We start from the raw sequence: 23,049 nt of genomic DNA on the forward strand, positions 1-23,049 counted from the left end.
TTACTATAATTGAAATGAGATGATTGTGTGCCTTTTATAAATAGGTTTACGACAACAGTACCTGGTGCCGTCACGTTTACTGGGAATACGCTGGGACTTAGCCCTACATCACCTGCACCAGGTAATATTTTTGGTACACTTGCTGTGTTTACGACAGTAAATACAGCATTGCAAGTACCAGGGTTCCCAGCAGGGACAACAGATGAATGGCAATTGAATTCTTCAAGTGCAATTTTAAATCTTCCAGCGGGAAGCAGTGTATTATATGCAGAATTAGTTTGGGCTGGTACTTTCCGGACTGATACGGAAGATGTGTTACCATTTTTAAATGATAACATTACATTTACAACGCCAGCAGGGACGTTTTCTGTTACGCCAGATCCTGCTACCGCGCAGCAAGGTTCAGTAGGAAATCAGTTTTATTATGCTCGCTCTGCCAATGTAACAAATCTTGTTAGTGCAGGTGGAGCAGGCACATATACAACGGGTGCTGTGCCAGCTGCAAGAACTTCAGCCGACCCGACAATCAGTCGTTCAGCTGGATGGACGCTTGAGGTTGTGTATCAAAATGCAAGTTTACCACTTCGAAATTTGTCAGTATATGCAGGTCAAGAAATTATCGATGCTTCATCCCCGCCAGTTGATGCTACAATTTCAGGTTTTGCTACGCCGGCAACAGGAGCTGTTACAGGAAGAGTGCTCGTAACTGCTCAAGAAGGTGATTCTAACATTGTTGGAGATCAACTTCGCTTTGGGCCGAATGCAAATGCTACAGTTGCATTATTCGGACCGAGAAACCCTGCGAATAATTTCTTTCAGTCACAAATTTGTAATGATAGTGGAAATTTAGATACGAGCGGCACGTTTGGAGATTTGAATCAGCCGTTAGGGGTAGCTTTGGCCGTCCGAAGACAAGGGTGGGATATTACGAATGTAGATGCCTCCTCATCTTTAGTAAACAGTCAAACATCAGCAACGGTTCGATTTGTTACAAATGGAGATGGATACGCAGCAGCTGGTTTTGGTGTTCAAATTGATGCAACAGGTCCAATTATTAATCCTGTTAAATCAGTTAATAGAACAGTCGCAGGGGTAGGGGATACCCTCACTTATACGATTACGGTCCCAAATACAGGAACAGGAAGTGCAGAAAACGTTGTATTACGTGATAGTATTCCGAACGGAACGACGTTTGTTGCAGGTAGTGTTACGGTAGGGGGAGTAACACAGCCGAATGCAAACCCTTCTAATGGAATTAATTTAGGTACAATCCCAAATAACACGCAAAGAATTGTTACATTTCAAGTTCGAATAATATCATTCCCGAATCCCAATCCTATTTTAAATCGTGCAATGGTGTCATATCAATTTCGTCCTTTCGTTGGTAGTCCTCCTATTACAAGTACGTCTTCTTCAAACACAGTACAAACGACAGTGAATCAAGCAACTATAAGTATGCAGAAATCTGTAGATTTACAGACGGCAACGCTTAATGATGTATTAACGTACACAGTTAATGTCACAAATAATGGAAATGTCACTGCGAGCAATGTTATTTTTGTTGATAGTATCCCTGCTGGAACAACATTTGTCGCAAATAGCGTTACGGTAAATGGAGTAGCGCGTCCAGGAGCGAATCCAGCAAGTAGTATTAATCTAGGAAGTATTAATGCTTCGCAAACGACTGTAGTGCGCTTTCAAGTTCGAGTAACATCGAACCCTCTTGTCAATCCAATTCCAAACCGTGCGAGTGCAACATTTACCTTTACTCCAGTGCCTGGTCAACAACCAGTTTCAGGGCAAGCGACAAGTAATACTGTAGTTACGACAATTAATATAGCTGATATAACAACGAGAAAAACAGTGGATAAAGCTTTTGCAACGGTTAACGATGTTCTTACGTACACGGTAACAATTCAAAATACAGGAAATGTACTTGCAACGAACGTTATTTTTCAAGATCCAATCCCAATTGGAACGACTTTTATACCAAATAGTGTGACTGTGGATGGGGTTTCACAACCTGGGGTAAATCCAGCGACTGGGTTTACAGTAGCAAATATATCTCCCGGCGGAAGTAGGACAGTGACTTTTCAAGTACGAGTGACATCAACGCCATCAGGAGGCACAATTGCGAATCGCGGAAATGTAACTGCTAATTTCGTCGTTATTCCAAATCAGCCACCAATAACGATTAATAGACAAACGAATACAGTTGTGACACAAGTTAATACAGGCGGTTTAAATGTAATAAAAGAAGTGAATACAACGCAAGCGGCAGTAGGAGACACTTTAACATACACAATTGCCGTTCAAAATACAGGAAACGTTCCGTTAACAAATGTATTTTTCCAAGACGCTATTTCTTCCGCTGTTTCATTTGTTGCAAATTCTGTAACAATTAATGGAGTACAGCAAAGTGGACTAAATCCGAATACAGGATTCTCTCTTCCGAATATTCCTGCGGCTCAAACGGTTGTAGTCACATTTGACGTAGTAATTGTACAGAATCCAGAAAATGAAGATATTTTAAATCAAGCAAATGTAACAGCAAGCTTTCAAGTGAATCCGAATGAACCACCAGTAACAATCAATGTACCGAGTAATGTTGTGAATACGACAGTACAATCAGGAAACTTTGAAGTTGTGAAAGCAGTCAATACGGATGTTGCAACAGTAGGGGATATTTTAGTATATACAATAGAAGTCATAAATGCAGGTAGTGTACCAGCTACGAATGTATTTTTCCAAGATTCAATTCCCCAAGGGACATTATTTATTGAAAATAGTGTAGTTGTGAATGGTGTTTTACAAGAAGGGGCAGATCCAGAACTTGGATTCCCATTAAATAATTTGCTTACTGGCGCCAGTGTTATTGTTACATTTGAAGTATTAATTGATGAAATTCCCCAAGGAAATAATGTTGTAAATAATGCGAATGTAACTGGAGATTTCCTTGTAAATCCAACAGAGCCGCCGATTACTGTAACAGTACCAAGTAATACTGTTATGACGATCGTGAATTCTTCAGGGTTAAATGTAATGAAAAGTGTAAGTGCTACTGAAGCCGGTGTAGGAGATACGTTAACGTATACAGTTCGTATACAAAATAGTGGAACGGTGACAGCGACAAATGTATCATTCCTTGATCCGATTCCAGTTGGAACCACTTTTGTAGCGAATAGTGTAACAATAAACGGGACACCTCAACCAGGTTTAAACCCGACAACTGGATTTCCACTTGCTAATATTCCAGTAGGAGGAATGGTGACGGTCACTTTTCAAGTGACAATCACGAGTGTACCACCAAATAGAGTTCTTCCGAATAATGCGAATGTCACTGCTGATTTCCAAGTAAGTCCTCTCCAGCCACCAATTACAATTGTAACGATTAGTAATATTGTTGTGACGCGAGTGAATGTAGGATCACTTAATGTAATGAAGAGTGTAAATACACTACAAGCCGGTGTAGGAGATACGTTAACGTATACGATTCTTATTCAAAATACAGGAACTGTTCCTGCAACGAATATTGTTTTTCAAGATCCAATTCCGTCTGGTACTGCCTTTGTAGCAAATAGTGTGACGATAAATGGAGTCGTACAGCAAGGCGCGGATCCTATGCTAGGTTTCCCGGTACCAAATCTTCCGGTCGGGCAAACGGCTACGATTACGTTTCAAGTTATAGTGACGAGTGTTCCGAGCGGTGGAAATATAAGAAACCAATCGAACGTTACTGCAAGTTTTCTTATAAATCCAGCAAACCCTCCAATAACGACTGTTACAAATAGTAATTTTGTAGTGACGCAAGTAAACACAGCACAGTTAAATATACAAAAATCTTCATCTGTACAACAAGCAGCACTTGGAGAAACTTACACGTATTCTGTTGTTATTCGAAATAACGGTACAGTAACAGCAACGAATGTCTCTTTCCTTGATCCAATTGCTTTAGAAACAACTTTTGTAGCAAATAGTGTAACGATAAATGGAACGCCACAACCTGGATTTGACCCAAATGTTGGTTTCCCGCTTCCTAATATTGCAGCTGGAACATCATTGACAGTAACGTTCCAAGTTACGGTAGTTGCACCGTCTACACGTGGAGCAGTATTAAATACAGCATCTGCTACAGCCACTTTCTTATTAAATCCTTTACAGCCACCTGTAACAACAACGAATTCAAGTAATACAACGGTAGTTACAATACCGTTACCTCCTCCTGGTGAAGTAACTGCAACAAAAACAGTTGATGTTGCAACTGGGGCCGTTGGGGATGTATTAACGTATACTGTGCTCATTTCAAACGTAGGAATTATCCCTGTTACAGATGTGTTCTTCCAAGATGTCATACCAGAAGGAACGACGTTTGTTGACAATAGTGTAACGATAGGTGGAGTGCAGCAACTTGGTTTAAATCCAGAAATAGGATTTACAGTTACTCCATTATTAATCGCTGGTGGAAGTATTGAGGTCACATTCCAAGTGACGATTACAGAAATTCCAGATAATGAAGTCATATTAAATGATGCAGATGTTACATTTACTTCACAACCAAATCCGCAGGAACCACCGATTACGGAAACGATATTAACAAATTTAGTCGTTACGACAATTAATATAGCGTTTATTTTTCCATTGAAACTAGTAGATAAAGAAGTAGCGACGGTAGGAGAAATATTAACGTATGATGTATTGATTTTTAATTTCGGAACAGTGCCAGCGACGAATGTTCAATTTATCGATACTACTTCCGCGGGTGTAGCATTTGTACCAGGAAGTGTGAGCATAAACGGGGTACCAGCACCAGGATTAGATCCTTTCATTGGTTTTACAGTTCCAGATATACCTGTCGATGATTTTGTACTTGTCACATATCAGGAAGTGGTTACAAGCATACCAGAAGGTGGAACGATTGTTAATTTTGTAGACGTTACAGCTACATTTGCTGTAAGTGAAACAGAACCGCCTATTACGGAAACAACGACAAGTAATACGACATTAACAGAAATCAATGAGCCTGGTTTGAATGTTTTAAAATCAGTGAGTCAGCCGGTTGTTGCAGTAGGCGATACAATCACATATACAACAGTAGTTCAAAATACAGGAACAGTGCCAGCAACGAATGTTCAATATAGTGATGTATTACCTTCCTCTATAGCATTCGTGCCGAACAGTGTAACGATAGATGGTGTGTTACAACCTGGATTCAATCCCAATAACGGATTCCCGCTTCCAGATATAAATCCAGGTGAAAGTGTAGAAGTCATCTTCCAAGTAACCGTTGTTAGTGCGCCATCAAACGGAACAATTGCCAATACGGCAAATGTAACTGGAAGTTTTGTATTAGTACCAGGAGAACCACCAGTTATAGTAACAGAGCCGAGCAATACAACACTTACAACTGTAAATAGAGGGCAATTTAATGTTATTAAACAAGTAAATAGGGTTGCTACTCTCGTTGGAGATATATTAACGTATACGGTTCAAATAACAAATACAGGAACAGTAACAGCTAATGCTGTTCAGTTTGTTGATACCATTTCAGCAGGAGCGTCATTTGTACCAAATAGTGTAACGATAAATGGAGCCCCGCAACCAAACTTAAATCCGATTACTGGATTTGGAGTTGGAGATATCCCAGTTGGTGAAACAGTTATAGTGACGTTTCAAGCGACAGTTACAAACATCCCGTCATCAGGAACAATTACGAACGTTGCAAATATAACAGGAAGCTTTACTTTAGTGCCAGGAGAACCACCAGTTGTAGTAACAGAGCCGAGTAATACGACGATAACTAGAGTGAATAGAGGACGATTCAGCGTTATAAAATCTGTAAATAAAGAAGCGACACGATTAGGAGATACGTTAACGTATAGTGTGCAAGTTACAAATACGGGAACGGTAACAGCAACGAATGTTCAGTTTATCGATGTTCCATCACCTAGTTTAGAATTCGTTCCTGGAAGTGTACAAATAAATGGGATTCCGCAAGTAGGTTTAGATCCATTTGTAGGCTTTGCATTGCCTGATCTTGCAGTAGGGGATAGTGTATTAATTACATTTGAAGTAAATGTAATCGCAGTTCCGCCTTCTAGTAGCATTATGAATACAGCAAGAGTAACGGGTGATTTCGAATTGATTCCAGGAGAACCTCCGTCTACAATTACAAATTCAAGTAATACGACGGTTACGCCGGTAAATAGAGGCAGCTTAGATATGCTAAAAGAAGTAGACCATTCAGTTGTTGGTGTAGGAGAAACGGTAACGTATACTGTTCGTATATTAAATACTGGTACTGCTGATGCAATGAATGTTCAATTTATCGATGTGCTATCTCAGGAAGCTGATTTCGTTCCAAATAGTGTAACGATAAATGGGGTTCCGCAACCGGGGGTAAATCCGCAGATTGGATTTACGATACCTGATATACCAGTTGGTGAGACGGCACTTGTAACATATGAAGCTACGATTACAAGTTTTCCGGATGGTGGTACAGTAGTGAACGTTGCTGGGGCGTTAGCAGAATATATTTTAGTACCAGGGGAGCCGCCAGTTACAGTGATGGATACAAGCAATACAGTTATAGTGACGGTAAATACTGCAATCTTATTTGTTGCAAAAGGAGCAAACTTTGAAGTAGCAATGATAGGGGATGTTGTCACTTACGGAATCGCTGTTATAAATGATAGTACAGTTCCTGTGACCAATATTGTGTTAACAGATATCATTGATCCGAATACGCTATTTATAAATGGTACGGTAACGGTAAATGATGTACCTCTTCCATTTGCTAATCCGAATACTGGTATTCCGTTAGGTGATTTTCAGCCAAATGATGCAGCAATTATTAATTTCCAAGTTGTAATAATAGGAGGGCAAGTAAATAATTTAGTTACAAATACTGCTACAGCGAATGGGCTTGCAACTGTAAATCCGAATGAGCCGCCAGTAGTAGTTGAAGGTGATAGTAATACAGTTGTTATCCCGTTTATTCCTCAAAATGTCTCAACGACAGTCGTAAAAACGGCAGATTTACAGGTAGCAACAATTGGAGATGTCATTACGTTTACGACAGTCATCACAAATACGGGTGATACTGTAATGCAAAATATTCGTTTTCAAGATATGTTAGATAGTAGTGTTCGATTTGTTCCTGGAAGTGTAACGGTTGATAATACGCCAGTGCCGAATGTAAGCCCGGCAGTAGGGTTTCTTATCGGAAGTTTAAATCCTGGTGAAGCAAGGACAGTTTCGTTCCAAGTAGCAGTACAGAGCGCGCCAAATGGTTCAGGAAATTATATAAATCAAGCGAGTATTCGTTTTGAACATCAAGTAGGCACAGTATTGCCACCTGTTACACAAATAGTAGAAAGTAACATAGTTGTCATTCCATTTGTTCCAACGATTGAACAAATTTGCGAAACGAATCTTAATTGCTTAGGGAAAATTCCTTTTCAATGTTCTCCGTGTGATCATTTGCAAATAAAGAAAAAATAAATGAAGAAAGAGCATCCTGTAAGAGAAGGATGCTCTTTCTTCATTAATCATGTAGATTCTTTTTCGGGCGAGGTGAAAAATTCGTCGATTTTGTCGGAAAGTAGTAATGGAATAGCTCCTTTTATAACAGAAATGTCCCAGTCCCACCATGCAAGATTCTCTAGTTTGTCAATTGTTTCTTGCGGGAAACGATATCGAATAAATTTTGCTGGATTACCAGCCACAATTGCATATGGAGGGACGTCTTTTGTAACAACACTTTTTGCACCAATAATGGCACCGTTACCAATTGTAACACCAGATAAAATGCAGGATTGATAACCAATCCATACATCATTGCCAACTACGATATCACCTTTTGAAGAAGGGTGACCAGTAATATGTGCTCCTTCATCAAAAAGTGCATTAAATGGATAAGTCGTTATCCAGTCTGCGCGATGTTCACCGCCAAGTATGAAAACGACTTCTTCTGCTAATGAACAAAACTTACCTATTTTCAATTTTGTTTCATCGTTCCAAGAAAAAATGGTTGGCCCTACTTTACTATAAGTATAATCACCAATATCATATTTATTATATTCAGGTTTTTGATTTAAATATAACATGCTTCTTCAGCCTCCTTTCTCAATTAAGTGATACGTATGGAATATTATATGCAAGATGTAGTAATGTGAACTGTATTAATAGGTGAAATGAACAAAAGGGAGTGGGATGTATGCGATACGAAATGGGTTTATATAATAAACCGTTTCAGTCAATTCAATCAGGAAAAAAAGTATATGAAGTACGCCTATACGATAAAAAACGTCAACTAATAAACAAAGACGATGAAATCGTATTTACGAATCTTACGACAACAGAAATGATGACGGTAAAAGTAACGGAAATAAAGCGATACGAGAGCTTTAAAGCTATGTATGAACAAATCGATAAAAAATTATTGGATTGTGAAAATGATAGTTTAGAGGAAATGTTAGAAAGTACATACAAAATATATACGAAAGAACAAGAAAAAGAGTGGGGAACAGTTGCGATTCGTATTGAGGTAATAAAATGATAAGAAATCGCGGAGCCGCTATCATTGTACAGGAAGGAAAAATCGCTCTTATAAAACGTATTCGAGAAGAGGAAACATATTATGTTTTTCCTGGCGGAGGGATTGAGGAAGGTGAAACGCCTGAAGAGGCAACGAAAAGAGAGGTATACGAAGAATTAGGGGTACATATACAAGTGGAGCACCTTATTGCAAAGGTAAAATATAAAGGAAATGAATATTATTATGCTGCCTATATTACAGGAGGAGTGTTCGGAAGCGGAACAGCTGAGGAATTTCAGCTGGAAGGTAGGGGAAATTATATTCCGTTATGGCTACCGATAAACGAGTTGGAAAAAGTGAATATAAAACCTTATGAAGTGGTCAGAAATATATTTAATCATTATAAAATATAACGTCTGACAACATACAAAAAAAACCATTGACATAGTCTTCTGATTTAAGTATTGTATTCGAGTATGTTTATAATCAGGAGGTTTATATGAGCAATCAAACTACTACACATCATGTGAAAATGACAACAGCGGATCCATCTGGAATTGGTCTATTTGGATTAGCGATGGTAACACTTGTAGCATCATCTCAAAAGTTAGGCTTAACAGATGGCGTTTCACTTGTATTACCGTGGGCAATCTTTTTAGGAGGATTTGCACAAATCTTTGCTTGCATTCATGATGCAAAGCATAACAATACATTCGGTACAACAGCATTCGGTGCGTACGGTCTATTTTGGCTAGGTGTTGGAATGACTTGGTTAATTCAACTTGGAGTATTTGGCGAAAAATTAGCACAAGCTGCAGATTCAAAACAGCTTGGTGTAGCCTTTATCGGATATTTGATTTTCACAATCTTTATGACAATTGGTGCAATGGAAACACATAAAGTATTATTTATGATTTTCGTCCTTATTGATTTCTTATTTATCGGTCTTTCATTAAGTACTTTAGGTGTTATGCCGCATGCAATGCATAATTTAGCAGCATATTCTGAACTTCTTATTTCATTATTATCTTTCTACGGTTCAGCAGCAGCAGTGTTAAATACACACTTCGGAAAAGTTGTTTTACCAGTAGGAAAGCCTTTTGGTATTTTTAAAAAATAATAAAAAAGCACAGGTGATTGTATAGTCATCTGTGCTTTTTTATTTATTCCGCTCTTTGTGGGCTGTCTGAAAAAGCCTGATTGGTGAGGACTCATTAAACTTTCACTTTATCCCGCTATTTGCCGGGCAGTAAGCCCCCCGCCTCAAAATTCAGCGGAAACAAAGAAGTTAGGTGGGGGATGAATACCCTCACTGATTAAAGTTTCACCTTATTTGAAATAAGTAATGTGAAATGTAAATAAAAGTAGAAAAAATCAATTGAAATTGATTATCATTATTAATATAATGAGAATGAGAATCATTTATTGTTAGAGGGGGATGCCAAAGTGGCAAAAATTTTAATAGCTTATGCAAGTATGTCAGGAAATACAGAGAGTATTGCTGATTTAATTAAAGTTAGTTTAGATGCTTTTGATCATGAAGTAGTATTGCAAGAAATGGAAGGCATGGATGCTGAAGAATTATTAGCTTATGATGGAATCATTTTAGGGTCTTATACGTGGGGCGATGGTGAATTACCATTTGAAGCGGAAGATTTTCATGATGACTTAGAAAATATAGATTTAGCTGGGAAAAAGGTAGCGGTATTCGGATCGGGTGATACGGCGTATGAACTGTTTTGTGAAGCGGTAACGATATTTGAAGAACGTCTTGTGGAACGCGGTGCAGAGCTTGTACAAGAAGGGCTGAAAATTGAATTAGCTCCAGAAGATGAAGAGGATGTTGAAAAATGCAGTAATTTTGCAATTGCATTTGCTGAGAAGTTCTAAGAATGGGAGTGTCAACGTGGAGACAATGTTAAGTGCAACTGCTATTACAAAGTTAAGAGATGGAAAACTGTTGTTAGCTACTACATATAATGGCTTATTTGTTGAACAAGACGGAGAATGGAAACGAATTTTAAATGGTTTTCAAAAACGAATTAGGGATTTACATAGCGAAGATAATGTAGTTTATGGTGTAGGTGACGAAGGGATTTTTATTCGCAGTATGAATGATGGAGAGAACTGGACGATTCAGCGTTTTCCAACAAAAGCAACGAGTTGGAATGTATGTAGCAATGTACAAGGAACTGTTGTTGCTCATGGAGAAAAAACGCTGTATCTTTCTAATAATTACGGTTTGACATGGGAAACTATTCATCCGTTTCTTGAGTATGGCAGTGCGGCACCGTCTATTCGATCATTATTTTTATATAAACATTACTTATTTATTGGTACGAAAATACATGCTAAATATGGTGGTGTTTGGCTCTTTGATTTGAAGACACGTAAATTAAAGAGGATTAAAATTGCGATGAATCAAATGATCTCCGCGTTGACTTTACACAATTCTTATTTAGTAGCGGCAAGTGGATCGTGCAAGGGAGTTAGCGGGAATATTTCTTATTGTAAAATAGATGAAAGTATTGCAAGTGAAAAAATATATTGGCATACATGTCAAAGTGAGCAGAAAGCAAGTAGTTATTTAGACTTAAGTGTAGATCAACATGTTTTATATACAACTTCAACGCAAAATAAGGCGGGGATTAGTAGTGTGTGCCGTGTGCTTCTTGAAGAAGGTATTGTTACAGTATGTGATTCAGTTAAAGGGCACGGATGGCGCATTGTTAATCAAAAAGATGGTTATGTAGTAGCCGGATCAGGTGAATTAAAAGCAATGCAGTGGGAACAAAAAATAATTTAAGAAAAAAACTTTACTTTTATTATATTGATATGATATAGTATATTTAAACCATTTTACTTTTAATAATATAGAGATTTAAATGAGCTGTAACTTCCGAGGAGGATAGCAATGTTAAATCTCCTCAGGGGTTGCAGTTTTTTAATATCTGGCTTATTATTGTAAGGTGGTTGAAAATGAATATGTACATATAGGTACATTGTAGGAGGATTTTTTTCATGCAAAACGGTAAAGTAAAATGGTTTAACTCAGAAAAAGGTTTCGGTTTCATCGAAGTTGAAGGCGGAGAAGACGTATTCGTTCATTTCTCAGCTATCCAAGGCGAAGGCTTCAAAACTTTAGAAGAAGGTCAAGAAGTTACTTTCGAAGTAGAACAAGGTAACCGTGGACCTCAAGCTACTAACGTAAACAAGAAGTAATTTTTGAAAAAAGAAGGGCTCGCCCTTCTTTTTTTTTGCATTTTTATAGATGTCCTCCTACTTACATATCATAACAAGACTGAATTTTCATTTATTTATTCGGAGTATTTTTGTATAAAGTACATGAATAAATAAATACTGAAAATAAAGTGTTTGTGTGAAAAGGAATTTAGAAAGAGGTAAATAAATTGAAAAACGCTACACATTTCATTGTGTTTGATATTGAAAGGAATTTCAGACCGTATAAATCAGAAGATCCATCAGAAATAGTTGATATCGGAGCTGTAAAAATAGAAATAGGTACAATGAAGATAATTGAAGAATTTTCGGAGTTAGTAAAACCAAGTGCACGATTAACTCGTCATACAACAAAATTAACCGGTATTACGAAAAAAGATTTAATGGGTGTAGAAAAATTCCCTCAAATTATAGAGAAATTTATTCAGTTCATCGGCGAAGGTTCTATATTTGTTTCATGGGGAAAAGAAGATTATCGCTTTCTATCTCATGATTGTACATTATATGGTGTTGAATGCCCAAGTATAGAAAAAGAAAATAGAATTGATTTGCAAAAATTTGTTTTCCAAGCATATGAGGAATTGTTTGAACATACGCCAAGTTTACAATTTGCGGTAGAACAGCTCGCTTTAACGTGGGAAGGAAAACAGCACCGTGCTTTAGCAGATGCTGAAAATACAGCAAATATACTTCTTAAAGTATATAGCGAGAGAGATATTAATAAGCGATACAAAAGACATGGTGAACTTGAACTTGTAAAAAACGGAAAACTAACAGAAAAAGCGAAAAAAAAGATGCGAAAATGGGTGTTTAAAGAACTAAAGAAAAATACAGAACGCCCTTTTGAATGGAGTACATTTGAAAGTGGTGACACGTGGGAAAGTATAACGGAAAGATATTATATAAGTGAAAATACAGTAGAACTCCTGAAAAAACATTTTCGTACAGCAGTGAGAAAAGCGGAACGACAGATTAGGTATTTGGCTGAGATGGAGGAGAATACAGAGGTTAAATGAATTTCTCCTCCCCCTCTAACTACATACATGTAATAACAGCGTATTGATATTAAATAGGCATCAACTTGTTGTTGGGATTGTGCATTATAATTGCTTTGGGATTGTTAAGACGTAATAAGAGTTTTAAACCGTATTAATAAAATAAAAAAATATATAAAGAAAAGAGTGTAGTTTAATGGAAACAATCTTTAACATTTTAACTGTTTTAGTTTTTGGGATAATATTTACCACACAATTAGCATTAACTACACTTTCTTTCATAGTAAAGAAGAATTGGAAAAAACTTAATATCTCTTTAAGTTGTGGTGTATTAAAGTTTAAAATAGAAGAGTAAGATTGAGTTTTGTACAAGGGAGGTGTGATAGTGGTAGACTTGGATATTAAAGATGTCACAGTAAAGGTGGAATTAAACGGTGTCTTTTGGAATGAGGATCGGATTGCTGAAATGAAGGTGACTACAAAAGAAGAGCATTCTGTTATTCTTCGTCTAGTAGTTGATTTAGAAAGTAAAACTATTAGGGCGACGAGTGCGGAAATAGTGAATGGATTCTGCCCTCTGTGCAAACAGAAAAGGGACGAATGTAGTGAACTTAATGACTTGCAAAACAAAATGGAAATTTTAGAAGAAGCCTACGATTGGGTGAGAGAACATCCGGAATATCGTTTTCAATTATCTTTTTACGAGTACAATAAATTTGAGGTAGTAAAGTGAAATTTGCATCTTAACAACTTATAGAAGGACTTGGTCAACTAGAAATATTGAAGTAGATATTTCTAATGGAAATAAGCTTGTATAACAAGGAAGGGATGTATTTGATTCTGCAACAAATGTCATCTTGCATCAAAAAAATTTGAAAATAAACATGTTTTATTATAAAGCAGAAAAATCGATTCTTAGTAGAATCGATTTTTAATATAAACAAAAGAGCGCTTATTATAAGCGCCCAGTAACAACAGTTATATGGAAGTATTTATCCCGTAAAAGCCCGATTGGTGAGGGTTAATAATTAGTGGGGGATGAACAAAACCCCACTGATTAAAGTTTCACTTTATTCAATACCGCTCGGATCAAACGAATACTGCTGCTTATTCTCAATCCGCTCAATCACATCTTGCAGCTCATCTGGCTTCAGAAACTCAATAGGAGAGAAGCCTTTTTCAAATGTAAGTGTGTCTGCTTCAATCATAAGTACATATCGATCATTTACCTTCGCAATATGTATTTGATCCCCGAAATCAGCAAGCAGGGCCTTCACAGAGATATGATCTGCTTTTAGTTTTAATTCGACTTCAGGAGCATGCTGGACGATTTGAGCAGTTGCTTCCATTACTTCTTCGGTTGAAAATTGTTCCATAATTTCGCGTTTCGGACTGGCAGCCCATATTTCCATCGCTTGGTCGAATTGTTCGCGTTCTTCCGTACCTTCTTCAAATACATCTTCAATTTGGTCGTATACCATGTCCATTACTTGTGTTTTCATAATTTCAGGCATAGAGCGTTCGTATTCGACGAATTTTAAGAAGTCTTCAAAGTAGCGGGCATGTGATGCTTGGTGTATTTTTAATTCGCCTACTTCAACCATACCTTCTTCAGGCATGTACGGATATTGGATAGATTTCATATTCTTTGTTGTGATGGCCATTTCAACGTTACGAATCAGTGTTGATTCATCAGAAATAGAAGCAACCTTTGGTTCGAAGTCGCATTTCATTACGAATACGAATGGATCATCAAAGTATTTGCGTAGTTTTGCCTGAGCAATTAAAAATACACCACCACGTACAGCGCTTGTGTCAAGATATGTATAAACGAGGGGTTCGCTCATATCTTTAAAGTTGTCCTTTGTTTCTGCAAAGCGAATACGATTAAAAAGGTTGTAATGAGGGTTTGAATCAAGTTCGTGACCTTCCTCTACAATAAAGCGACCAATTTTTGTTGGGGCTTGTTCTGTTTTTGCATGACGTTCTACTTTTCGCTTCGATATTTTTAATAACTCACCATTCAAAAATTCTTTTAAGGAGCTATCTTCATATTCTTCAGCGTCTAAAGTTTGAAAATGTTTGTAGCGTTTATCAACTGCTTCACCTTTTCCTTCTACTTGTACAACATAAAAGGAAAGATAATTTATTTCAAAATCCATATTTATCACCTTGTTTCATTTCATTAACTCTTATCAGTATAGAGATGGAAAAAACTTTCGTCAATTTATATAAGGAAGGGGAAGCCCCTTCCTTTATATAATCTTTATTTTCTCGATTAAAATCCGTCTTCTAATGCTGCGAATGGAATGTTTAGTCTGTTTTCTACTGTGCGTAAACGTTGGTTTAAGCGGTTTAGTCTACGTGTATGGCGCTCAACTGTATTTTCTAGTTGACGTACTCTTTGTTCAAGCGCATTTACGCGTCTTTCTAATTGACGATTTCCAGTGCCAGGAAAAGAGATTGGAAGTTGGAATTGTCTATTTTGGTCATATGGATTCGTTTGCTCTGCTTGATCTATATAAGATTGATATTGTGTTTGTAAGTCATACTGTGGTTGTTGGTACACATATTGATTATATGGATCATATGGATTGTAGGGATACATAATAACATCCTCCATTTCTTTAAAATAGGTTGAATTCACCATAATGTATGTGCAAAAGCGGAGCGGTGGCACGGCAAATACCTATTTATGTTGACGGGATTTCTCTTTATCTCGCTATTTGCTGGGCAGTAAGACCCCCATTTCAAAATTCAGCGGAAATAAAGAGGATCGGGATGCCCGTAAAACCTTCACTGATTACAGTTTCACTTTATAAAAAATAACTTGAGGGTTTTTGATTTGTATTTCTTTTGCTTAATGGTATATACTGGATAAAAGAGAGAGTTTACATAAAAGTTACAATTCTATCAAACTCAAACTTTTATGTAAATATGTATAGACATTTATAAAAGAAAAGAGTAATTTATATAGAGTGAAAAATAACTTGTAACATTTTATAAACATATTGTAAAATGATTGTAACAAAACATACATAAAAATGAAATAAATACATAATAGTGATGTTGGGGAAAGGGAGAGAGTATATTGTTCCGTAAAGTAAAGGGTATATTAGTTGGGGTGTTATGTGTAGCTATAATGAGTGGCTGTGGTGCAAAAGTAAGTGATGTTGCATTGGTAAGTGATATTGGTGGGCATACTGTAGAGGCTAAAGCAGAAGTGCAGGATACTATTAGTTTAGTTGATGGTCGAACTGGTACTGAAGTGAAAAAATTAGATTTATCTAGTTTAGGCTATTTTGAAGATGAAGCGAAATTTAAAAAGTCTGTAACAAAGGTTGTTGGTGAGGTTGGAAAAAGCGTCGACAAAAAAATGGTTCCTTCACGTATAGCACCTGATGGAAGTTGGCAAGAAGGAAAACCTTCTTATGAATTAATGGAAAAAGAATTAGTAGATAAATTGTTAAATGTTGGTATGTGGGATGCTACGTATCAGTTGCCGATCGTGGAGAAAAAACCAGTCGCAACATTAAGTGATGCGCAAGGAAATGGTACGGTAATTGGTAGATATGAAACGAACTTAGGTGGTTCAACAGGTGGCCGTATTGAGAATATTCGTTTGTCAGCAGCGAGCATAAATGGAGTTGTGTTAGCAAAAGGAGACCGTTTCTCTTTTAATTCATTAATCGGTGATACAACACCAGATAAAGGATATCAATTAGGGAAAGAAATAGTTGATGGTAAATTAGTAGATGGATATGGCGGTGGTGTTTGTCAAACATCTTCAACTTTATACAATGCAGCAGATCAAGCTGGTCTGAAAATGGTGGAGAGAACTACACATTCTAAAACGGTAGGTTATGTTCCACAAGGAAGAGATGCTACAATTGCATATCCATACTTAGATTTAGTATTTGAAAATACGAATGATGCACCTGTGAAGCTTTATATGGGCATTCAGGGTGGAAAGCTAGTTGCTGAAGTACATAAAATGAGATAAGAGTTAAAAAGCCATCTTTTCTAAAAGTTAGAAAAGATGGCTTTTTATTATGAAAATAAAAATGTATGTGAATTCTGACTTTTCTTATTTACATAGGATGATTTTAGTTGTATCCTTCATAGTAACGGTTATATGTAATGGGAAAATATAGGGATAAGGAGATGAAGTTATTCATGGTAAAAATTCATCCGAAAACACGTATTGGTCATGTTGAATTTAAAGTGAAAGATTTAGAGCGTCAAATTGCTTTTTATGAGAATGTTGTAGGATTAGAGGTAATTAAGCAAGAGGGGAATAAAGCATATTTATCTGGAAAAGGTGGAAAGAACGCGTTACTTGTTCTTGAAAGGTTAGAGGACGGGGTACTGCAAGAACCGCGTACGACTGGTATATATCATGTAGCCTTTTTAGTTCCGACTCGTGAAGCTTTTGCTTCTGCGCTATTTGGGGTTCTTCGTAATAAGAATGTAATTGACAGCCCGGATGAGCAAGAAGGGCGTTATACATATTCAAATGAAATTTTACCAATTTCAAGGTTTAATAGTGCAAGTGATCATACATATAGCGAAGCTTTTTATTTGCAAGATTTAGAGGGGAATGGTATTGAAATTTATGCAGACCGTCCGCGTGATCAATGGGGAGAAGGGCCAGGAGGAAGTACACCACTTAATTTAAAAGAATTGGCAACACTCGTTGATTATGAGTTTGATGGTTTGCCTGCTAATACTGTCGTTGGGCACGTACATTTACGAATAGCTGATGTAGAGAAATCACATGAATTTTATGTGGAAACAGTAGGTTTTGAAGTACAACAGCGTGAAGAGGATTGCTTATTTATTTCAGCAGGGGGATATCATCACCATATTGGTGCAAATACGTGGAACGGAGTAAACAATCCACACCCACCAGTACATGCAACTGGGCTAAAGGTGTATACGATTGTACTACCGTATAAAGAAGCGTTAGATGAAGTGAAAGAAAGATTAATAGAAAAACAACATGAAATAAATGAAACTACAAATGGGTTTGTGGTGGTAGATCCAAGTGGTATTACAGTGCAGTTTGAAATAGAAGCAGTGTAAAATAAGCGAGAAAGTGTATAATCACTTTCTCGCTTATTTGTGATCATTCATAGCTCAATCCAATATCTTCTTACTACATTCCCATCTTCCTCAGTGAAATCATCATCACGAAGCCCGCCGTTATGTAAAATCGTTTTTTCAGAAGCGGTATTCACTGCGTCGCAAACGACAAGTACTTTCGTGATGTCTAATTCCTTCGTTTTTTCTAATGATAATGCTAGTAACTTCGTAGCATAACCTTTTCTTCTTTCAGAAGGGCGAATGCCATAACCAATATGACCGCCAGCGTTAAATAAATGTTCGGTTAAACTATGACGTATATTAACAGCTCCCACAATTTTATTTTCATCTGTAACAAGCCAATATGTAGAGTCTGGTACCCAAGTTTCAGGGGTATTTATTCCGTTATGCGCATCGAGAAGTTCTTGAACCATAGCTGGGAAGTTGGCAGGATTTTTTGAGATAACCCACGGGATCATTGTTTCACCGCTATCTTTCCATTCGTTATAGAAATCTAAGTATTCTTCTTGTAAATCAGTAGTAGGTGTAAGTAACGAGACGTTCATTGTTAGTAAGCTCCTTTATTTATGTATTTTTTATAAAAAATTATGAAACAAAATGAAAGCGTTTTCTAAAATTTCTCAACCTAATTTCATGCAATCCACCTTTGGTTTTTTAGAAAATTAGTGAAGGTTTAAAATCAGGAGTTATTTGTTTTATGTTAATATTTAAAATATTAACATAAAACAGTCGGAGTATTAAGTGTATTTTAGTGGTATTCTTTCATGGTGATAAATGGATGTTTGTGATAATTTTTGTTTTATCTATCTATAATGAATGAAAGGGGGAAGTGCCCGTGAGTGTAGATTTTGATTTTATTATACGAATCGGTGTGGCTGGCTTGTTAGGAGCAATGATTGGTATTGAAAGAGAAATTCGATCGAAAGAAGCTGGATTAAAGACTCATTTCCTCGTAGCGGTAGGAAGTGCGTTAATAATGGTTGTTTCGAAATATGCCTTTTCAGATATTGTGTATGAAGAGCATACGTCTCTAGACCCAAGTCGGATTGCAGCACAAGTCGTTAGTGGAGTTGGTTTTTTAGGTGCAGGCACAATTATTATTCAAAAGCAGGCGGTGAAAGGATTAACGACCGCGGCTGGTTTATGGGCTACTGCCGGTATAGGATTAGCAATTGGAGCGGGAATGTATGTAGTAGGCATTGGAGCGACGATTCTCGTTTTAATTGGTTTAGAAATTGTAAGTCGTATTTTTAAGGTGCAATTTTTATTTCCACAAAATATAACAGTGCAAATGTTTGTAAATAAACATGAAGCGGTACAACAAATATTAGAAACACTACAAGTGAAAGGCATCCCAATACTCTCATATGAGGTGGAAGCTTCACAGCAAGGTACAGAAACTGTTTATAAGGTCGGGATGCAACTGAAAAATATATCATCAGAAGAAAAGAATGAGTTTATTCAGCATATGCAAACATTACCGGAAGTTACGTTTATAAAGTTAAAATCATAGTGTTGAAAACGAGGATAGATGTAGCAGGGATTTTGCTATTATCTATCTTTTTTTGATATAAAATGCACGGAAAGTCAAGCGTTAATTTTACATGGAATGGATACATGTGTGAACGTTACCTTATTTTTTCTCAATACAGGACAAAAAGTGAAAATAGTAAAATAATGGAGCGGGACACTAAAAATGTAAGGTAGGGGAGAGCATGAAAGGCTATTCAAAGAAAATGTTAGTAGGGGTAAGTTTTGCTAGTTTAATGTTAGGGAGTTTTCAAGGGGGTAGTTTGGCAGAAGATACTAAGGGAGAGCAAGTTTCTTATCGAAATGTGCTCAAAATGGAGCCAGTCGGTGTACAACTACCAGTACAAGAATTAGCTCATTCATCGAAAGTGCTCGAAAGCAAGTCTTTTGAGAAAAGGCTACAATTTGCCGATTTATCACAAAGACCACCTGAGGTGAAAAAAGAAAGTAAGCAATTAGCTGTAGCGAAAACTTATACAATTGCTGAATTAAATCAATTAAGCAATCAGCAGTTAGTAGATTTACTTGTAACAATTGATTGGGAGCAAATTACGGGGCTATTTCAGTTTAATACAGACAGTCTAGCATTCTATCAAAATGATAGTAGGATGCAGGCGATTATTGATAAATTGAAGCAGCAAGGACAAGCCTATACGAAGGATGATTCAAAAGGGATTGAGACATTAGTGGAGGTATTGCGTTCAGGATTTTATTTAGGATTTTATAATTCGGAACTTAGTAAATTAAATGAACGGAGTTATCATGATAAATGCTTACCTGCATTAAAAGCGATAGCTAACAATTCAAATTTCAAGCTGGGTACATTAGAGCAAAATAGAGTGGTATCATCATACGGAAAGTTAATAGGAAACGCTTCGAGTGATGTGGAAACGATAACATCAGCTGCAAAAATTTTCAAACAATATAATGATAATTTTTCTACATTAGTAGATAATCTTTCAGCTGGAAATGCTATTTACGATATTATGCAAGGTGTTGATTACGACATTCAATCGTATTTGTACGATACGAGGAAAGCACCGAAAGATACAGTATGGTATCAGAAAATAGATAGTTATATTAATGAACTAAGTCGTTTTGCATTAATGGGAACGATTACAGCAAAAAACGGTTGGCTTATTAATAATGGCATTTATTATACAGGTAGACTCGGTACATTCCATAGTACAGGAACGAAAGGGTTACAAGTTGTAACAGATGCGATGAAAATTTATCCGTATTTAGGGGAGCAATATTTCGTAGCTGCTGAGCAAATCGCAACGAATTATGGCGGAAAAGATGCAAATGGTAAAGTGGTGAATTTAGATCAAATAAGAGAAGATGGAAAGAAAAAATATTTGCCAAAAACGTATACGTTTGATGATGGGGCAATTGTTTTAAAAGCTGGAGATAAAGTGACAGAAGAAAAAGTAAAACGTTTATATTGGGCGGCAAAAGAAGTGAAGGCACAATTCCATCGTACGGTTGAAAGTGATCAACCTTTAGAAAAAGGAAATCCTGATGATGTACTAACGATGGTTATTTATAATAGCCCAGCAGAATATCAATTTAATCGTCAATTGTACGGTTATGAAACGAATAACGGTGGTCTTTATATAGAAGGAACAGGTACGTTCTTTACTTATGAGCGTACGCCAGAAGAAAGTATTTATAGTTTAGAAGAATTATTCAGACACGAGTTCACGCATTATTTACAAGGTAGATATGAAGTACCAGGGTTATGGGGACAAGGGAAAATATATGAAAATGAAAGATTATCTTGGTTTGAAGAAGGGAATGCTGAATTTTTTGCAGGGGCAACGAGAACGGATAATGTTGTACCGAGAAAGAGTATTATAGGAGGATTATCTTCAAATCCAGCAGAGCGTTATACGGCAGAGCGAACGTTAAATGCAAAGTATGGAACGTGGGATTTCTATAATTATTCCTTTGCTTTACAATCGTATATGTACAATAAGAGATATGATATGTTCGATAAAATACATGATCTTATTAGGAAAAATGATGTAACAGCATATGATGCATATCGCTCTACATTAAGTAAAGATGCGAATTTAAATAAAGAATATCAAGACTATATGCAAATGCTAGTTGATAATCGTGAGAAGTATAATGTGCCATTAGTATCAGACGATTATTTAGCGAATCATGCATCGAAGCCAGTTTCAGATATTGCAGCAGAAATAACAGCGGAAGCAAAATTGAAAAATGTATCAGTGAAGAAAAATAAATCACAGTTCTTTAATACATTCACACTACAAGGAAAATATACAGGAACTGCAGCAAAAGGAGAATATGAAGATTGGAAAACAATTACACAAAACGTTAATGATACGTTAAAACGTTTAAGTGCAAAGGAATGGACAGGCTATAAAACAGTAACAGCATACTTCGTAAATTATCGCGTGAATGCATCAGGACAATTTGAATATGATGTTGTGTTCCACGGTATTAATACAGAAGAAGGTGCAGAGAATAAAGCACCAGTTGCAGTTATAAATGGTCCGTATAGTGGAAATGTAAATGAAGCAATTTCATTTAAAAGCGACGGATCAAAAGATGAAGACGGGAAAATTACTTTGTATAGATGGGAGTTTGGTGATGGAGCAGTAAGTAATGAGCAAAATCCAACTCACGTATATACAAAAGAAGGAACGTATACGACGAAATTAACGGTAACAGACGATAAAGGAGCAACTAATACTGCTACAGCGACTGTAACTGTTCAAAAGAAAGAAGATAACAGTGTAGAAAAAGAACCGAATAACTCATTCCAAACAGCAAACAAACTGCAGTTAAATCAAGTTTTACGTGCTAGTTTAGGAAATGGCGATACAAGTGACTTCTTTGAAATTAATGTGGAGAATGCTAAAAACCTTCAAATTAACGTAACGAATGAAAATAATATCGGAATGAACTGGGTACTTTATTCTGAAGCAGATTTAAATAATTATGTTACGTATGCTCAGCAACAAGGGAATAAACTAGTAGGTAGTTACTACACATATCCAGGGAAGTATTATTTACATGTGTATCAGTATGGTGGTGGAACAGGGAATTATACGGTGGAAGTGAAGTAGTAAAAAGGGAGTTGTCTTTTTCAATGAATGGCACAAGGTCTGTACTTTAATGAAAAAACAACTGCAGGAAATGTCCCTAATGATAATAACAAATTAAGTATCGCGAGATATTATATTTACATTAAACAAATCTAATCAGTAAATGAGATAAAATCGATGAACTAGTATTTCATCACGATGTAAGAAAAGTTATAAATATTAAGTGCGTTTAATGTAGTTAAACTAAAGGATCAGAGTGTATCTGTAACAATAGATAAGCTCTGATCCTTATTATATTTAATTAACGCATATGAATTTAAGATAATTAATAAGTAAGCTAGCTAGCGGGATTCTTAAAATTCATTTATGTAATTAACTAAACAGAAAATTGTTATCACATTAGCAAGGGATACTAATAGAAAAGCGTGTCCCTTTACCTAATTCACTCTCTATTTCTATATCTCCGTTTAATTCTCTAATAATACTATAAGCAATCATAGTACCAAGCCCAGTTCTTTTTTCTGTTGCTAGAAAAAGACTTTAAAATTTACATGTTTTTTAT

At 36.5% G+C, this 23,049-nt stretch carries 17 protein-coding genes and 1 pseudogene; 13 read left to right on the top strand and 5 right to left on the bottom strand.

Annotated features, from left to right (window positions below; genetic code table 11):
• The first annotated feature begins 27 nt into the window (after positions 1-27).
• A complete protein-coding gene (locus tag ACTFSL_RS10435; RefSeq protein ID WP_440041663.1) occupies positions 28-7,500 on the top strand; it encodes a DUF7507 domain-containing protein in 7,473 nt (2,490 codons plus the stop codon).
• 47 nt (positions 7,501-7,547) lie between these two features.
• Here the strand turns inward: ACTFSL_RS10435 and ACTFSL_RS10440 are convergent, their stop codons facing one another.
• A complete protein-coding gene (locus tag ACTFSL_RS10440) occupies positions 7,548-8,105 on the bottom strand; it encodes a CatB-related O-acetyltransferase (RefSeq protein WP_000966302.1) in 558 nt (185 codons plus the stop codon).
• Positions 8,106-8,215: 110 nt separating this feature from the next.
• Between ACTFSL_RS10440 and ACTFSL_RS10445 the strand changes: the two genes are divergently transcribed.
• The 8 genes from ACTFSL_RS10445 (at position 8,216) to ACTFSL_RS10480 (ending at position 13,504) form a co-directional block, all read left to right on the top strand.
• Positions 8,216-8,557 (top strand): ASCH domain-containing protein, encoded by a 342-nt coding sequence (locus ACTFSL_RS10445; RefSeq protein ID WP_440041665.1) that lies wholly within the window; start codon positions 8,216-8,218, stop codon positions 8,555-8,557.
• Positions 8,554-8,949 carry an NUDIX hydrolase gene (locus ACTFSL_RS10450; protein ID WP_000620831.1) on the top strand — a complete coding sequence of 132 codons (396 nt, stop codon included), beginning with the start codon at positions 8,554-8,556 and terminating at the stop codon, positions 8,947-8,949. Before ACTFSL_RS10445 ends, ACTFSL_RS10450 begins: the two co-directional genes overlap by 4 nt.
• A gap of 86 nt (positions 8,950-9,035) precedes the next feature.
• Positions 9,036-9,656 carry an acetate uptake transporter gene (locus tag ACTFSL_RS10455; RefSeq protein WP_000070938.1) on the top strand — a complete coding sequence of 207 codons (621 nt, stop codon included), beginning with the start codon at positions 9,036-9,038 and terminating at the stop codon, positions 9,654-9,656.
• Positions 9,657-9,982: 326 nt separating this feature from the next.
• A complete protein-coding gene (locus ACTFSL_RS10460; protein WP_001062752.1) occupies positions 9,983-10,426 on the top strand; it encodes a flavodoxin in 444 nt (147 codons plus the stop codon).
• 16 nt (positions 10,427-10,442) lie between these two features.
• Positions 10,443-11,342, top strand: coding sequence for a WD40/YVTN/BNR-like repeat-containing protein (locus ACTFSL_RS10465; protein ID WP_440041667.1), 900 nt, complete (start codon positions 10,443-10,445; stop codon positions 11,340-11,342).
• Between the two features lie 215 nt (positions 11,343-11,557).
• A complete protein-coding gene (gene cspB / locus ACTFSL_RS10470; protein WP_001179150.1) occupies positions 11,558-11,758 on the top strand; it encodes a cold shock-like protein CspB in 201 nt (66 codons plus the stop codon).
• 188 nt (positions 11,759-11,946) lie between these two features.
• Positions 11,947-12,792 (top strand): exonuclease, encoded by an 846-nt coding sequence (locus ACTFSL_RS10475; protein WP_000786417.1) that lies wholly within the window; start codon positions 11,947-11,949, stop codon positions 12,790-12,792.
• A gap of 364 nt (positions 12,793-13,156) precedes the next feature.
• Positions 13,157-13,504: a hypothetical protein gene (locus tag ACTFSL_RS10480; RefSeq protein WP_440041668.1), complete on the top strand. Its 348-nt coding sequence runs from the start codon at positions 13,157-13,159 to the stop codon at positions 13,502-13,504.
• Positions 13,505-13,841: 337 nt separating this feature from the next.
• Here ACTFSL_RS10480 and ACTFSL_RS10485 read toward each other — a convergent pair whose 3' ends face one another.
• Positions 13,842-14,933 carry a DUF3900 domain-containing protein gene (locus ACTFSL_RS10485; RefSeq protein WP_440041669.1) on the bottom strand — a complete coding sequence of 364 codons (1,092 nt, stop codon included), beginning with the start codon at positions 14,931-14,933 and terminating at the stop codon, positions 13,842-13,844.
• Between the two features lie 116 nt (positions 14,934-15,049).
• A complete protein-coding gene (locus ACTFSL_RS10490; protein WP_063537029.1) occupies positions 15,050-15,379 on the bottom strand; it encodes a hypothetical protein in 330 nt (109 codons plus the stop codon).
• Between the two features lie 483 nt (positions 15,380-15,862).
• Here ACTFSL_RS10490 and ACTFSL_RS10495 point away from each other — a divergent pair, with 483 nt between their 5' ends.
• The gene (locus ACTFSL_RS10495) at positions 15,863-16,774 is read left to right on the top strand and encodes a VanW family protein (protein ID WP_000488973.1); all 912 of its coding nucleotides are present in this window, start codon (positions 15,863-15,865) and stop codon (positions 16,772-16,774) included.
• A gap of 137 nt (positions 16,775-16,911) precedes the next feature.
• Positions 16,912-17,856, top strand: coding sequence for a VOC family protein (locus ACTFSL_RS10500; RefSeq protein WP_326262912.1), 945 nt, complete (start codon positions 16,912-16,914; stop codon positions 17,854-17,856).
• Positions 17,857-17,903: 47 nt separating this feature from the next.
• Here ACTFSL_RS10500 and ACTFSL_RS10505 read toward each other — a convergent pair whose 3' ends face one another.
• Entirely contained in the window at positions 17,904-18,422 is a 519-nt protein-coding gene (locus tag ACTFSL_RS10505; RefSeq protein ID WP_440041670.1) for a GNAT family N-acetyltransferase, read from the bottom strand.
• Between the two features lie 290 nt (positions 18,423-18,712).
• On the opposite strand from ACTFSL_RS10505, the gene ACTFSL_RS10510 reads away from it, so the two are divergent.
• Entirely contained in the window at positions 18,713-19,390 is a 678-nt protein-coding gene (locus tag ACTFSL_RS10510) for an MgtC/SapB family protein (RefSeq protein ID WP_000109730.1), read from the top strand.
• A gap of 202 nt (positions 19,391-19,592) precedes the next feature.
• Positions 19,593-22,508 (top strand): collagenase ColA, encoded by a 2,916-nt coding sequence (gene colA, locus ACTFSL_RS10515; RefSeq protein ID WP_440041672.1) that lies wholly within the window; start codon positions 19,593-19,595, stop codon positions 22,506-22,508.
• A 378-nt stretch (positions 22,509-22,886) separates the two neighbouring features.
• Here the strand turns inward: colA and ACTFSL_RS10520 are convergent.
• A pseudogene (locus ACTFSL_RS10520) lies at positions 22,887-23,021 on the bottom strand (ATP-binding protein); the annotation flags it as partial.
• Positions 23,022-23,049: the final 28 nt, after the last annotated feature.

This window comes from Bacillus cereus group sp. MYBK108-1 (genome assembly GCF_051917185.1).
GTDB classification, from domain to species: domain Bacteria; phylum Bacillota; class Bacilli; order Bacillales; family Bacillaceae_G; genus Bacillus_A; species Bacillus_A cereus.